Source organism: Pseudomonas sp. KUIN-1, assembly GCF_009176725.1.
GTDB lineage: Bacteria > Pseudomonadota > Gammaproteobacteria > Pseudomonadales > Pseudomonadaceae > Aquipseudomonas > Aquipseudomonas fragariae.
Genome location: NZ_AP020337.1, coordinates 5,812,405 through 5,826,184, shown reverse-complemented (window position 1 = coordinate 5,826,184; position 13,780 = coordinate 5,812,405). Strand labels below are relative to the sequence as shown.

14 protein-coding genes are annotated in these 13,780 nt (G+C 55.0%); 13 read left to right on the top strand and 1 reads right to left on the bottom strand.

Annotation, left to right across the window (positions count from 1 at the left end; translation table 11 throughout):
* Positions 1–76: 76 nt before the first annotated feature.
* Positions 77–595 (bottom strand): Hcp family type VI secretion system effector, encoded by a 519-nt coding sequence (locus tag KUIN1_RS26505; RefSeq protein ID WP_003413701.1) that lies wholly within the window; start codon positions 593–595, stop codon positions 77–79.
* Positions 596–1,375: 780 nt separating this feature from the next.
* Here KUIN1_RS26505 and tssA point away from each other — a divergent pair.
* From tssA to tssH, 13 genes are all read left to right on the top strand, one after another.
* A complete protein-coding gene (gene tssA, locus KUIN1_RS26500) occupies positions 1,376–2,932 on the top strand; it encodes a type VI secretion system protein TssA (protein WP_003413699.1) in 1,557 nt (518 codons plus the stop codon).
* Positions 2,933–2,964: 32 nt separating this feature from the next.
* Complete coding sequence (gene tssB / locus KUIN1_RS26495) at positions 2,965–3,471, top strand: type VI secretion system contractile sheath small subunit (protein ID WP_024652729.1); 507 nt, start codon at positions 2,965–2,967, stop codon at positions 3,469–3,471.
* A 28-nt stretch (positions 3,472–3,499) separates the two neighbouring features.
* On the top strand, positions 3,500–4,978 hold the full coding sequence (gene tssC / locus KUIN1_RS26490) for a type VI secretion system contractile sheath large subunit (protein ID WP_003413696.1): 1,479 nt from the start codon (positions 3,500–3,502) through the stop codon (positions 4,976–4,978).
* 13 nt (positions 4,979–4,991) lie between these two features.
* The gene (gene tssE / locus KUIN1_RS26485) at positions 4,992–5,399 is read left to right on the top strand and encodes a type VI secretion system baseplate subunit TssE (protein WP_003413694.1); all 408 of its coding nucleotides are present in this window, start codon (positions 4,992–4,994) and stop codon (positions 5,397–5,399) included.
* Between the two features lie 10 nt (positions 5,400–5,409).
* A complete protein-coding gene (locus KUIN1_RS26480; protein ID WP_024652730.1) occupies positions 5,410–5,913 on the top strand; it encodes a PAAR domain-containing protein in 504 nt (167 codons plus the stop codon).
* Positions 5,914–5,918: 5 nt separating this feature from the next.
* Positions 5,919–6,770 carry a hypothetical protein gene (locus KUIN1_RS26475; RefSeq protein ID WP_024652731.1) on the top strand — a complete coding sequence of 284 codons (852 nt, stop codon included), beginning with the start codon at positions 5,919–5,921 and terminating at the stop codon, positions 6,768–6,770.
* Complete coding sequence (locus KUIN1_RS26470) at positions 6,767–7,141, top strand: hypothetical protein (RefSeq protein WP_232059999.1); 375 nt, start codon at positions 6,767–6,769, stop codon at positions 7,139–7,141. The genes KUIN1_RS26475 and KUIN1_RS26470 overlap by 4 nt, the downstream gene beginning before the upstream one ends.
* On the top strand, positions 7,138–7,269 hold the full coding sequence (locus tag KUIN1_RS28320; RefSeq protein WP_258041221.1) for a hypothetical protein: 132 nt from the start codon (positions 7,138–7,140) through the stop codon (positions 7,267–7,269). The genes KUIN1_RS26470 and KUIN1_RS28320 overlap by 4 nt, the downstream gene beginning before the upstream one ends.
* The gene (locus KUIN1_RS26465) at positions 7,266–7,679 is read left to right on the top strand and encodes a hypothetical protein (RefSeq protein WP_050586322.1); all 414 of its coding nucleotides are present in this window, start codon (positions 7,266–7,268) and stop codon (positions 7,677–7,679) included. Before KUIN1_RS28320 ends, KUIN1_RS26465 begins: the two co-directional genes overlap by 4 nt.
* A gap of 136 nt (positions 7,680–7,815) precedes the next feature.
* A complete protein-coding gene (locus KUIN1_RS26460; RefSeq protein WP_178112642.1) occupies positions 7,816–8,361 on the top strand; it encodes a hypothetical protein in 546 nt (181 codons plus the stop codon).
* Entirely contained in the window at positions 8,351–10,138 is a 1,788-nt protein-coding gene (gene tssF, locus KUIN1_RS26455; protein ID WP_024652733.1) for a type VI secretion system baseplate subunit TssF, read from the top strand. Before KUIN1_RS26460 ends, tssF begins: the two co-directional genes overlap by 11 nt.
* Complete coding sequence (gene tssG / locus KUIN1_RS26450; RefSeq protein WP_003413682.1) at positions 10,102–11,109, top strand: type VI secretion system baseplate subunit TssG; 1,008 nt, start codon at positions 10,102–10,104, stop codon at positions 11,107–11,109. Before tssF ends, tssG begins: the two co-directional genes overlap by 37 nt.
* 13 nt (positions 11,110–11,122) lie before the next feature.
* Positions 11,123–13,771: a type VI secretion system ATPase TssH gene (gene tssH / locus KUIN1_RS26445; protein WP_103713663.1), complete on the top strand. Its 2,649-nt coding sequence runs from the start codon at positions 11,123–11,125 to the stop codon at positions 13,769–13,771.
* The last annotated feature ends 9 nt before the right edge of the window (positions 13,772–13,780 follow it).

The following is a 13,780-nucleotide window of genomic DNA, read 5'->3' as shown; positions in this document are numbered from 1 at the left end:
CACACGCGAAATTCTGGAGCTGCGTAAACAACATCGACCAGCAGAGCTGGCCGATGCTTGAAGCGGTCGGCGTGACTTAGCCGGCGACCGGGGAACGCCAGTCATCGGAACCCGAAGTACCGGATACTTCGTGGGTCCAGGTGATTTTGCGGTAGGTGAATTCTACGTCTTCCAAGTGGGTGAAATGCGCGTTCGCCGGGTCCTGGCAGTTGTGCATGTAGTCCTTGATGTCGACGATGATCGCGTCTTCAAGCTTGGTGGTGTAGTAGTGCTCCTGGGTGCCGGCAGCCGAGGTGCGGTACCACTGGATGGTGATTTCGGTCAGACGCTCGCCCGACGTCAGTGCTGCCAGCAGCAGTGGCGAGGACTTGTCGAACACCTTGGTGATCTTGACTGGCTTGTGAACGCGCTGACCGGTTGGCTGACCGGACTGTGGGTCACGCGGGATGATGACTTCGTGGCTGAAGCCCTGAACCATCACCTGGTCTTCGTGACCTTCTTGGAAGGTGTTGCCGACCGAGTCAGCAGTGAAGGCACCGGCGGTGATCAGGCCTTGTTTGGTGCCGGTGATGGACATGTACGCTGGCGTAGCCATGGAGGTGCTCCTTGCTGGATAGATGTAGTAACCCGGGAGGCGAAATCGCTCATTGGGTTTAACTCCTCTTCCAATCATCATGCCAGGTTACAAAAAACTAGTTAAATCAGCTGAATACACTCGCCGTTGCGGCCGTTTGACCTCTTTTCGTTGTAAAAAAGCTTTTGGCTTGCGCAAGAAGTTGCGCACCGTTGCGCAACTTCTTGCGCACTCGGCTGCGCCCCTTGATAACTAAGTGCTGTGGCGATATATCCACAGGTTACTAACAGTTTTGGTGCGCAACTTTCTGCGCAAGGTGGCGTTGTGCTTCTGCGTATTTTGTCGCTGCGAAATACGCAGCAAGATGAATTTCAGACATTTCGTACACCGTTTTTGATGTGTCGGTAAAGAGATTTTGTAATTATGGATGCTTGAATTTGTATCATTTTTAATCGCTTTTTTAGACGTGATCCTTTTTTTGAGCGGTTTTGGACGTCTGGATCCTGCTGAGGTTTTCATGAGTAAATCTATACTTTTCAATGGCTTACGTTTTATTTTTAATTCGCTTATATAGCCAGGTCATACAGAGGTGTAGCCATGTACAGAAATTTCCTACAAAAAAAGAAGGGTCTTCACCTTGATGTTTAATCGAATGCTTGCTAGTGGCCATTACCGTGAGTAACATGGCGACTTCTTTGGACGCGCACAATTCTCGACCGGCCCGGCCGCGTCGCTACCCTTTCAGTTTCCTTGTGCCATTTTATCTAATGGCCGTAGGTATGATCGTATTGAAGGTCATGGATGTCCTACTCAAGTAAGCTTTCTGCCCACTATTTAGAACTCGCCAAGGTTCCTGTTTCGCCTGCGAATTTTGCCGGTGATGACGTTCGCTTTTCGGTTGAGTTCGAGTCGCTGGAAAGCGAGCTGGGTAAAGCTCAGTCCATGCACGAAGCAGGGCAGATCGACTGGCTTAAAATCCGTGAAAACAGTGAGAGCCTGCTTCGTACCCAATCCAAAGACTTGCGGGTAGGCGCCTGGCTTGCATGGGCGCTGTATCAGCGAGAGTCCTTCCAGGGCCTGTTGGCCGGTCTCGGTGTTTTGCACCATCTTTGCGAACAGCACTGGGCTGACATTCATCCGAAAAAAGCCCGCACTCGTGCCGCTGCCATTGGCTGGCTGGTGCCGCGTCTTGAGCAGGTGCTAAACGAAAACGTCGCGCTCAAGGAACAGTTGCCGATGTTTCGGCGTCTGGTCGAGCACCTTGAAGGCCTCGATAAAGCGTGCACCGAGCATTTGGGCGACGACGCACCCTTGCTGTTGCCGATTTCTCGCCGTCTGAAAAGCATGGTCCAGCGCGCTGCTGACAACCAGCCGGAGCCTGGTGTGGTCGGCGCAGCGGTTGCCCAGGTCAAGCAGGCTGCCGCACAACTGTTCACGCCCGGCGCCCCTATCGATAACGAAAAGGAAGCGCACAAGGCCTTGCGCGCCCAGCAGGAAAACGCTCGCCCATTATGTGCCTGGTGGCTTAAACAGAAAGCAAGCGATCTGCGAGCCTTGCGGCTTAATCGCACCCTGCTGTGGCTGCCGATCGATGCTGTTCCGGAGCGTAACGCGGAGCAAATCACTGCCCTGCGAGGCCTGCCTGCAGACAAACTCAAGGCTTATCGGGATCGCTATGAACAGGCTCAATATGCCGATCTCCTGGTCGAGCTGGAAGCGAGTCTGGCGAAGGCGCCTTTCTGGTTCGACGGCCAACGAATGGTATGGGAGTGCCTGCAAGGCCTGAACGCAGAGATGGCTATGCGTGAGGTGGAAATCCACTTCGCGCTTTTGATTCAGCGTCTGCCCGGCATCGTCGAATTGCGCTATCACGATGGAACACCGTTCGCCGACCCGGCGACGCGCGCCTGGATCAGCGCAAGCGTCTTGCCGCATCTGCAAACCAACAACGCACCGCGCAAGGTTGAAGTCGCCGATACCCAGCCAGTCTGGGAAGTGGCTCTTGAAGCGGCGTTGCTCGTCCTGCGCAAAGAAGGCCTGAAACCCGCTGTGCAGTTCCTCAAGCAAGGGCTGCAAAAAGCGCAGGGCGGACGCGCTCGATTTTTCTGGCAGTTCGCTCTCGCCCGACTGTGCTTCGTGGCCAAGAAATACGAACTGGCCAAGGCGCAACTCGAGACGCTGGATCAGACATTACAGGAGTCGGGCCTGCATGCATGGGAGCCTGATCTTGCTCTGGAAGTGCTGCATCTGCTGCATAGCTGCTGTGAGCTGCTACCGCAGAACCAAGTGGTACGCGAACGCAAGGAAGAGATTTATCGCAGGCTGTGCCACCTAGATCTCGAAGTGGTACTCGAATAGGCCTTAGGGCCACAACCGAAAGGAGAAAAGCCATGGCCAAAGAAGGCTCTGTAGCCCCCAAGGAACGCATCAACGTCACCTTCAAACCCGCTACCGGCGGTAATCAGGAAGAGATCGAGCTGCCGCTGAAGTTGTTGGCAATCGGTGATTACACCCATCGCAGGGACGAGCGCAAAGTTGAAGATCGCAAGCCGATCAGCATCGATAAGACGACCTTCGACGAAGTGTTGGCCAAGCAGGAGTTGGAGCTGACCCTGAACGTACCTAATCGTCTTCAGGACGAAGAAGGCGTAACGGAAGAGCTGCCCGTGAAACTGCGTGTCAACTCGATGAAAGACTTCAACCCGGCCAGCTTGGTTGAACAGGTTCCAGAGCTGAAAAAACTGATGGAACTGCGTGATGCGTTGGTGGCGCTCAAAGGCCCGCTGGGTAACGCGCCTGCGTTCCGCAAAGCTATCGAAGGCGTTCTTGCCGACGACGAATCCCGCGGTCGCGTACTGGGTGAACTGGGCCTGAAAGCCCCAGCCCCGGACGCCTGAGTCCCTATCAGCCAAGGAAGTCAAATTCATGCCAAGCAATAGCTCAGCAAAGCAAAAAAGCGTTGAGACAAGCGAACACAGTATTCTCGACAGCATCATTGCCCAGACCAGTCTGACGCGTGACGACGAAGCCTATGACATCGCCAAGCGTGGCGTATCGGCCTTTATTGAAGAGCTGCTAAAGCCGCAGAACGACGGTGAGCCGGTCAAGAAGGCAATGGTCGACCGCATGATCGCCGAGATCGATGCCAAGCTCAGCCGCCAGATGGACGAAATCCTCCACCACCCTGACTTCCAGTCCCTGGAATCGTCGTGGCGTGGCCTGCAGTTGTTGGTCGATCGCACCAACTTCCGTGAAAACATCAAGATCGAAATCCTCAACGTCTCCAAAGATGATTTGCTGGAAGACTTCGAAGACTCGCCGGAAGTGATGCAGTCGGGCCTGTACAAGCACATCTACACCGCAGAATACGGCCAGTTCGGTGGCCAGCCAGTGGGCGCGATCATCGCCAACTATTTCATGTCGCCAAGCTCGCCGGACGTGAAACTCATGCAGTACGTATCCAGCGTAGCCTGCATGTCTCATGCACCGTTCATTGCTGCTGCCGGCCCGAAATTCTTCGGTCTGGAGAGCTTCTCCGGCTTGCCTGACCTGAAGGATCTGAAAGATCACTTCGAAGGTCCGCAGTTCGCAAAATGGCAGAGCTTCCGCCAGTCGGAAGATTCCCGTTATGTCGGCCTGACCGTTCCGCGCTTCTTGCTGCGCAACCCGTACGACCCGCAAGAAAACCCCGTCAAGTCGTTCGTGTACAAGGAAACCGTCGCCAACAGCCACGAGCATTATCTGTGGGGCAACACGGCTTACGCGTTCGGCACCAAGCTGACCGACAGTTTCGCCAAGTTCCGCTGGTGCCCGAACATCATCGGCCCGCAGAGCGGCGGTGCAGTTGAAGACCTGCCGTTGCACCATTTCGAAAGCATGGGCGAAATCGAGACCAAGATCCCTACCGAGGTTCTGGTCAGCGACCGTCGTGAATACGAACTGGCTGAGGAAGGCTTCATCTCCCTGACCATGCGTAAGGGCAGCGACAACGCGGCGTTCTTCTCCGCCAGTTCCGTGCAGAAGCCGAAGTTCTTCGGTAACAGCGCAGAAGGCAAGGCTGCAGAGCTGAACTACAAGCTGGGCACCCAGCTGCCGTACATGATGATCGTCAACCGCCTGGCTCACTACTTGAAAGTGCTGCAGCGCGAGCAACTCGGTTCGTGGAAAGAGCGTACCGATCTCGAGCTGGAACTGAACAAGTGGATCCGTCAGTACGTCGCCGACCAGGAAAACCCGAGCGCCGAAGTGCGTGGTCGTCGCCCGTTGCGCGCCGCCCAGATCACCGTCAGCGACGTCGAAGGCGAGCCCGGCTGGTACCGCGTCAGCCTGAACGTGCGCCCGCACTTCAAATACATGGGTGCTGATTTCACCCTGTCGCTGGTTGGCAAGCTGGACAAAGAGTAAACGGAGTTCACTCATGACCGGATACGGCAGCCTTTTCGAACGCCTCAATGGCGATGCGGAAAAACGCGTCAGTTGGAGCCGCGAGGTTTCAGCCACGGCGTCCGTGGCTGCCCATCTGGCCAAGATGCTCAGCACCCGTGCGGGCAGCGTGCAAACGCTGTCCGACTACGGGCTACCCGATCTCAATGACATGCGTCTGAGCCTGCACGACTCTCTGAGTCAAGCCCGCCTGGCCATCGAAAGCTTCATCGAAGCCTACGAGCCGCGCTTGAGCAATGTGCGTGTCATTTCCCTGCCGCGTGATCACGATCAGCTTCGCTTGTCCTTCAGTATTGAAGGCCTGCTGGAAGTCGAGGGTTTCAAGCGTCAGGTCAGTTTCGCCGCTCGCCTGGATGGTAGCGGTCAAGTAAAGGTCAACTAAGGAGATTCGTATGTCCGGAAAACCAGCAGCACGCGTCACCGACCCAACGGCTTGCCCGCTCCCCGGCCACGGCACCAATCCTATCGTTGCTGGCTCCAGCAACGTGTTTTTCGACGGCCTCCCGGCCGCCCGCCAAGGCGATGCCTCGGCGTGTGGGGGTGCGATGTCGGGTGGTTTGGCGACCACCGTGCTGATCAACGGAAAACCAGCCGCCACCGTGGATTCCGTCGGGACTCACGGCAACAAAGTGATCGCCGGTTCCGGGACAGTGATTATCGGGAATTCCCATACGCCTGCGCCGTTTGTGGCGCCGTTGCCGGTCATTATTCCTGGGATATTCAATCGCTCATTTGCTTTTAAAACGACTAGTGGAAAAGTCGTGGAAGGACTGAACTATAGCGTTCGTTCTGGAAGCGGTATTGAAAAGGTAGGTACGGCACGCGCCGGTATATCTGGGATCTTTTCGACCGGCCAAAAAGCCGAGCCCGTCATGATTTACGTATCGGCGGAGTAAGCATTTTGGAAACGGTTATTAAAGTTGACGAAGTGTCTTATACATTTGTGACCATTGATGGCGCAACGGTATTAAAGCTTGAAAGTGTGACTACCGCAAGTGATGACATCGTCCCTCATGAATTGGGACTTCCAGAAGCTTGGGTGGTGACGCGATCTAACGGTGTTCCTCTATTTGCGCTGAGACCAAGCTCTTGTGATAAACCATTTCGTATTTTAACTGCTGAAAAGCTATATGCTGAAGCAATCCAATGGTTTGAGCCATTAGCAGATAAATACAAGGAGCTGATATGGATTAATGCGAAAAGTCGTTTTGAAGGCTCTGAAGTTTATAGCGCTTACAAGCATCACACTTGGCAGTCGATTATAGATTTCGCTATTGTTGATCGCAGCTCCGTTATGTTTTACAACCATCTACCCGGAGACTGGAAACGGCAGTCGGACGGTGGGGATGGTTATTTACTTACCCTTGTCGAGGGGAGCCCCTATTGGACCGACGGGATCGGCCAAATACCGTTTGCCGTTGATACGTTTCGGATGTATTGGCAAGAAGCACTCGAAATAGATACTGCCGTTAGGAAGACTGGTGTCACTGGGCTTAATTGGGCTGATGGCTCACTCGGTGGGAGCGACAAAGGTAGCGAAAATGTCTATGACAATTTCATGATTATCCGAGCGTGCCTATGGGCGTCTGAGAATTTCGTTCTAGTACCAAAGGGCGTAAATTCCGTGGGCGAAAAAAGTGTTCCCGACGCCGCCCCGCCTATGAAAACTGTCTTTGCTGCATCTTCAAACGAACGGCTGAAAATGGCTGTAACAGCTGATGCTCTTGCCAAATATAAAACGTGGAAGCCATGATTTTTAAGATTATTGCTGGGTTGATAGCTTACCTCTTGGTGGTGGTGCTGTATTTCTTTGTTCATGACTATGGCGTTGACTTTTATAAGACGCATATGGGGGGATTTACTGCTCGAGGTGTAGGGGTAGGTATAACTGCGGAGTTGACATTTTGTTTTTTCATTTTTGTTAATTTTATTGTTTTTTGGATTCCGAGGATTTTATTTAAGCTTTTTGTGATAGGGCTTATGGTGGGTGTCGTTCTACTATACTTTCTTCCTGAGAATCCTGTGCGCGCAATGGCTTATGGCGCACTTACAGGGAGCATGAGTATTGTTGCGATAGTCGCTCGTCTAATGGCAGAGCGACTCATTTCAAGGTCAGCGAAATGAGCCACACGATTGCAGCACCGAAGAATATTAGTGGCGGAATGGAAACGGCTGCAGAAATGGCTTTTACGGTAGTTGATTCAAAATATCAAGGCGTGTCCACGACGCCCATTGAGAGGCTTGCTAAATGAAAGTTCTCAATAAAATTTTAGTAGTTTTTTTGGTATTAATAACTGGCTTGGCTATTGCCATTGCTTTTCTAGTTAGCAGTATTTTAGGTCGCGTGCCTGATGTTTCAAAAAAAAGTCCGTCAGGGGATTATCTTATTGAGTCGGTTCCTGCAAGCTCTCTCTTGACACCGAGGGATGCTGTCTACTTGCGATTCACTGACTTAAGGAATCCCGATAAGATTTATAGAACACCGCTTTTCTCTGATATTTCTTTGGATATGCAAGCGGATGAAGATCAAAATACGGTGGGTGTTATTTTTATAGAGTTTAACAAGAAAAGTAAAAAATTCACTTTGGCACTGCCCAACCCTAGAGAGCACTGGCTGGATTTTTTTGTCAGTAATACGCCTTATAAGGTTTTAGAAAACTGATGGCGGGGCTTACGGAGAGGGTAGAAGTTGCCACAGTCGCTCGTCTAATGGCTAAACGACTTATTTCGGTGGGCCACATAACTTTGGTCCCATCGATTTTGATGAGTATTTTTCGCGCTCTGGATCTAAAGTGATCATGAGAAAAAAATCGTTAACTTTGGCCTTTATTAGTGTTTTGCTCTGCGCCTTAGGCGCTACTTGGTTGTATGTTAAACAAGGAGCTGCTTCGGCGGCCGTAATGTATTCAACAACCTGGAATGACTCGAAAAAGTGTTATATCAACTCATATATTCCCCAGTATTCGAGGTTTGGTGTTGTTGGGAGGTTTGTAAAGCTGTTCACCAGCGAAGCTTTTTTTCGAGTGTATACCGATAAAGGAGAGCTGCTGAAGTCGTCTGAGTGGCTGCTTTGGCAGAGTGAGTTCACGACGGATGAGCGTTCGCAGTGGGTTCATGGTCATGCGATTTATCCAACTTCAACCGGGTATGAAGGTTGGAATATTTCAGAGTGCGCGTCTTTAAACGACAGTAAAGAGAACGCGTTAAACGGCGGTTTCACCGCCCGTGTCGCATGGTCCGACTCTGCTCGTCGTGGGCCAGGTAGTGCCAGGTCTGACGCTCGCGTTCTACAAGACAATTTTTCAATGAGTTCCACTACCAGGCAGGTAACCCGTGTCCTTTAACCACTACTACCAAAGCGAACTCACTGCACTGCGCCAGCTTGGTCGTCGCTTCGCCGAGCGTAGTCCGGCGTTGGCGCCGTTTCTCGGGCAGGCCGGGCGGGATCCGGATGTGGAACGGTTGCTCGAGGGCTTTGCGTTTCTGACCGGGCGGTTGCGTCAGAAGCTGGACGACGAGCTGCCGGAACTCAGCCATTCGCTGATGCACCTGCTGTGGCCCAATTACATGCGGCCGTTGCCGGCGTTCAGTATTTTGCAGTTTGATCCGTTGAAACGTTCGGGTCCTGCGCTGACGGTCGAACGTGATACACCGGTCGATAGCAAGCCGATTAATGACGTGCGTTGTCGCTTCCGTACGTGCTACCCGACCGAAGTTCAGGCGCTGGATCTGACCGCGCTGAATTACTCGGTGAAAGGCGGTGGTTCGTTGCTCAGCCTGCGCCTGGAGATGAGCGCTGAAGGTCACCTGGGTGAGCTTGAACTGAGCCGCCTGCGTTTGCATTTTGCAGGCGAGCGTTACATCAGCCAGATGCTGTACCTCTGCCTGCTACGCAATCTTGAGGGTATCGAGCTGATCCCGCTGGACGGTACCGGCAAGCCCATCAACGGTGTCAATGGGATGCCGATGGCGTTCACGATGCCGGGCGATCGCGTGCAGCCGGTAGGGTTTGCCGAAGAAGAAGCGCTGATCCCGTATCCGCTGAACACGTTTCGGGGCTATCGTTACCTGCAGGAGTACTTCGCGTTTCAGGACAAGTTCCTGTTCGTCGACATCAACGGTCTGGATCTGCTCAACGCGCTGCCAGAAGAGACACTCAAACAAGTGCGCGGTCTTGAGTTGCGCTTCGATATTCGCAAGAGCGGTATTCAGCGTCTTCGTCCCACCCTGGATAACGTAAAGCTGCATTGCACGCCGATCGTCAACTTGTTCAAGCACGACGCCTTGCCGATTCGCCTTGATGGCAAGCAGGACGAGTACCTGCTGCTGCCAGCCGAATATAACCTGGAAACCTGTGGCGTCTTTTCGGTTGAGACCGTGACCGGTTGGAAGCCGGGCGGTCTTGGCTATCAGGATTATGTGCCGTTCGAATCCTTCGAGCACGACCCCAGTTTCGACGTGCCCAACAGCCGTCCGCATTACAGCATTCGCCAGCGTTCTTCTTTGCTGCATGAAGGCCTCGACACTTACCTGAGCTTCGGCATTCGCCACACAGAAGCGCACGAAACCTTGTCGATCGAGTTGATGTGCACCAACCAGAACCTGCCACGCAAACTCAAACTGGGCGACATCAACGTGGCCTGCGAAGACACGCCGGAGTTTTTGAGTTTTCGCAATATCACACCTGCCACTTCCAGTTTCGCGCCCCCGCTGAACCGTGACTTCCTGTGGAAGTTGATCAGCAATATGTCGCTCAACTACTTGTCTCTGGCTGACGTCAATGCGCTGAAAGTGATTCTGGAAACGTACGATTTGCCCCGGTACTACGACCAGCACGCGGAAAAAGTCAGCAAGCGCCTGCTGGGCGGTTTGAAATCAATCAAGCATCGACACGTAGACAGACTGCACCGAGGGTTGCCGGTACGCGGGTTGCGCACTGAGCTGACCATCGACCCGGAAGGCTATATCGGTGAAGGCGATATGTTCGTATTCGCTTCGGTTCTCAACGAGTTTTTCGCGCTTTACGCCAGTCTCAATTCGTACCACGAGCTGCGGGTAAAAAGCACACAGGGAGAGGTGTACCAATGGACACCACGTATGGGCCTCCAGCCCCTGCTTTAAGCGGGCTGACCCTGGGTATACGCGAGTACTCGCTGTTTCAGGCCGTGCTGCTGGTCGTTGACCGGCTGCGCGATGTGCACCCGCACCTGAGCGAAGACGACCTGTACGACCAGCTTGAATTTCAGGCCAACCCCAGCCTTGGCTTTCCGTCGAGTGACGTCAATCGCGTGGAGTTTTTCCACGAGCATGGGCAGATGCGCGCGCGCATGCAGTTCAACCTGATCGGTCTGGTCGGTTCGGGTTCGCCACTGCCGGCGTTCTACGGTGAGCAGGCGCTGGGCGACAGCGAAGACGGCAACCCGACGCGCAACTTCCTCGACCTGTTCCATCACCGTTTGCAACGGCTGATGTTGCCGATCTGGAAGAAGTATCGCTACCGGGCCAGTTTTGAAAGCGGCGCGCTCGATCCGTTTTCCGCACAGCTGTTTGCCTTGATCGGCCTGGGCGGCGAAGAGATTCGACGTGCTCAGGAACTGAACTGGAAGCGTCTGCTGCCCTACCTGGGCTTGCTCAGCCTGCGTGCGCACTCGGCTGCGCTGATCGAGGCAGTGCTGCGTTATTACTTCAAGCACGCCGAACTGACCATTGAGCAGTGCATCGAGCGCCGCGTGGAGATTCTCGACGAACAGCGCAATCGCCTGGGGCATGCCAACAGCATGCTCGGTGAGGACCTTGTGTTGGGCGATCACGTGCGTGACCGCAGCGGCAAGTTCCGCATTCACATCCGCGAACTCGACTGGCAACGCTTTCACGAATTTCTGCCGATCGGTTTCGGCTATCAACCGCTGTGCGCGCTGGTGCGTTTCACGCTGCGTGATCCACTCGACTACGACATTCGACTGGTTCTGCGCCAGGAAGAAATCCGCGAGCTGCGTATAGGTGAACAGAACGCCTGTCGCCTGGGATGGACCAGTTGGCTCGGTCGCGAAAACGCGGACGGTGTGGTGACCTTGGGCAGCAAAATTCATTAAGGATCAATGACTGATGAGCAACGTAGACCTGCAACAACTTATTCAAGCGCTGGACGCCGAAACCCGCCGTGATCTGGAAAGTTCTGCGGAGCGCTGTGTCGCCCGTGGCGGCAGCAAGATACTGGTTGAAGATCTGTTGCTGGAGCTGCTTGAGCGTCCGCAAGGTCTGCTCTCGCGTGCCCTGCAGGATGCTGAAGTGGATGCGGGTGAATTGAGTGCCTCCCTGCAATCGCGGGTCGAACACAGTGCTTCACGCAACCCGGTGTTTGCTCCGGAGCTGGTGCAGTGGCTGCAGGATGCCCTGCTGGTGGCCAACCTTGAATTGGGTCAGACCCAGGTCGAACAGGCTGCGCTGATCCTTGCATTGCTGCGCAACCCGATGCGCTACGCCGGTAGCCGCTATCAGCCTTTGCTGGCCAAACTGAATATTGATCGGCTGAAAGAGTTTGCTCTGTCCCAACAGGAGCAGCCTGCCAACGGCAAATCGGCCGCCCAGGGTGAATCGCTGTTGGAGCGCTTCACTCACAACCTGACCCAGCAGGCCCGCGACGGCAAGCTTGATCCGGTGCTGTGTCGCGATGGCGCGATTCGGCAGATGGTCGACATCCTGGCTCGGCGCCGCAAGAACAATCCGATTGTGGTCGGTGAAGCGGGTGTCGGTAAAACTGCCATCGTTGAAGGTCTCGCATCCCGCATTGCTGCAGGTGAAGTGCCGCAGGCGCTCAAGGGCGTTGAGCTGCTGTCGCTGGACATGGGCCTTCTGCAGGCCGGTGCCAGCGTCAAGGGTGAGTTCGAGCGTCGTCTCAAAGGTGTGATCGACGAGGTCAAAGCGTCGCCGAAGCCGATCATTCTGTTCATCGACGAAGCCCATACGCTGATCGGTGCTGGCGGCAACGCCGGTGGCTCCGATGCAGCCAACCTGCTCAAGCCGGCGCTGGCGCGTGGCGAGCTGCGCACCATCGCGGCCACGACCTGGGCGGAGTACAAAAAGTATTTCGAGAAAGACCCGGCATTGGCCCGTCGTTTCCAGCCTGTTCAATTGCATGAACCGACCGTCAGCGAAGCCGTGACCATTCTGCGTGGTCTGGCACAAGTCTATGAGAAGAGCCACGGCATTTACTTGCGCGACGACGCTGTGGTTGCCGCTGCCGAGTTGTCTGCCCGTTATCTCGCTGGCCGCCAGCTACCTGACAAAGCCGTCGATGTCCTCGATACGGCGTGTGCGCGAGTGCGTATCAGCCTGGCTGCCGCGCCGGAGAGCCTCGAGCGTCTGCGTGGCGAGCTGGCTGAAGGTGGTCGCCAGCGTCAGGCACTGCGTCGCGACGCCGAAGCCGGTCTGCTGATTGATCACGAGGCGTTGGAAGCGCTGGAAGCGCGCCTGAAAGCTGCCGAAGAAGAAAGGGCTGTGCTGGAAGCGTTGTGGCTCGAACAGAAAACACTGGCCGAACGCTTGCTGGAACTGCGTCAGCAACTGGCCAAGGCGCGTGAAGCAGAAGCTGTCGAGCCAGCCATCGAAATCGCAGAGGACGACGAGGGCACGGTCATCGAATCCGTTGCGCTCGATGAGACGCAAAGCGTAGAGGCGCTGACCGCAGCCCTGAACGAGGCACATGTCTCCCTGGTCGCACTACAGGTCAAGGAGCGACTTGTGAGCTTCGAGGTCTGCCCGCGTCTTGTGGCTGAGGTGATCAGCGCCTGGACCGGTGTCCCGCTGGCCCAACTGGCTCGTGAGCACAACGCCAAGGTTGCCAGTTTTGCCAAGGACCTTCGTATTCGTATCCGTGGTCAAGAGCAGGCCGTTCACGCCCTTGATCGCTCCATGCGCGCCACTGCCGCTGGTTTGAACAAACCCGATGCGCCGGTGGGCGTGTTTCTGCTGGTGGGGCCGAGCGGCGTTGGCAAGACTGAAACGGCACTTGCGCTCGCCGATCTGTTGTACGGCGGTGATCGTTTTATCACCACCATCAATATGTCCGAGTTTCAGGAGAAGCATACCGTTTCGCGCCTGATCGGTGCGCCGCCAGGTTACGTCGGTTATGGCGAAGGCGGCATGCTCACCGAAGCCGTGCGTCAGAAGCCGTACTCGGTCGTGCTGCTTGATGAAGTCGAGAAAGCCGACCCGGATGTGCTCAACCTGTTCTATCAGATCTTCGACAAGGGGGTGGCCAACGACGGCGAGGGACGCGAGATCGACTTCCGCAATACGCTGATTCTGATGACATCTAACCTCGGCAGCGACCAGATCAGCGCACTGTGCGAAGACGGCGCGCGGCCAACCGCCGAAGTGCTTGAGGAGACCATTCGCCCGGTCCTCAGCAAACACTTCAAACCAGCGTTACTGGCACGTATGCGCGTAGTGCCTTACTACCCGGTCAGCGGGCCGGTGTTACGCGAGCTGATCGAAATCAAACTCGGTCGCCTGGGCGAGCGCCTTAACCGTCGTCAACTGGAGTTCACTTACTGCCAGGACCTCGTTGATCACTTGGCGCAGCGTTGCACTCAAAGCGACAGCGGTGCGCGTCTGATCGACCATCTGCTGGATCTTCATGTCCTGCCGCTGGTAGCTGACCGCCTGCTTGATGCCATGGCTAGCGGAGAAAGTCTGAAGCGTGTTCATGCCACGCTGGACAGTTCCGGCAGCGTGACATGTGAGTTTGCCTGAGGTGGGTGT

Coding starts and splice junctions, on each gene's coding strand:
- KUIN1_RS26480 (WP_024652730.1), top strand. CDS start 5,410: ATGTCCGGAAAACCAGCAGCACGCGTCACCGACCCAACGGCTTGCCCG.
- tssC (WP_003413696.1), top strand. CDS start 3,500: ATGCCAAGCAATAGCTCAGCAAAGCAAAAAAGCGTTGAGACAAGCGAA.
- tssH (WP_103713663.1), top strand. CDS start 11,123: ATGAGCAACGTAGACCTGCAACAACTTATTCAAGCGCTGGACGCCGAA.
- KUIN1_RS26460 (WP_178112642.1), top strand. CDS start 7,816: ATGAGAAAAAAATCGTTAACTTTGGCCTTTATTAGTGTTTTGCTCTGC.
- KUIN1_RS28320 (WP_258041221.1), top strand. CDS start 7,138: ATGAGCCACACGATTGCAGCACCGAAGAATATTAGTGGCGGAATGGAA.
- tssA (WP_003413699.1), top strand. CDS start 1,376: ATGTCCTACTCAAGTAAGCTTTCTGCCCACTATTTAGAACTCGCCAAG.
- tssB (WP_024652729.1), top strand. CDS start 2,965: ATGGCCAAAGAAGGCTCTGTAGCCCCCAAGGAACGCATCAACGTCACC.
- tssG (WP_003413682.1), top strand. CDS start 10,102: ATGGACACCACGTATGGGCCTCCAGCCCCTGCTTTAAGCGGGCTGACC.
- tssE (WP_003413694.1), top strand. CDS start 4,992: ATGACCGGATACGGCAGCCTTTTCGAACGCCTCAATGGCGATGCGGAA.
- KUIN1_RS26465 (WP_050586322.1), top strand. CDS start 7,266: ATGAAAGTTCTCAATAAAATTTTAGTAGTTTTTTTGGTATTAATAACT.
- KUIN1_RS26470 (WP_232059999.1), top strand. CDS start 6,767: ATGATTTTTAAGATTATTGCTGGGTTGATAGCTTACCTCTTGGTGGTG.
- KUIN1_RS26505 (WP_003413701.1), bottom strand. CDS start 595: ATGGCTACGCCAGCGTACATGTCCATCACCGGCACCAAACAAGGCCTG.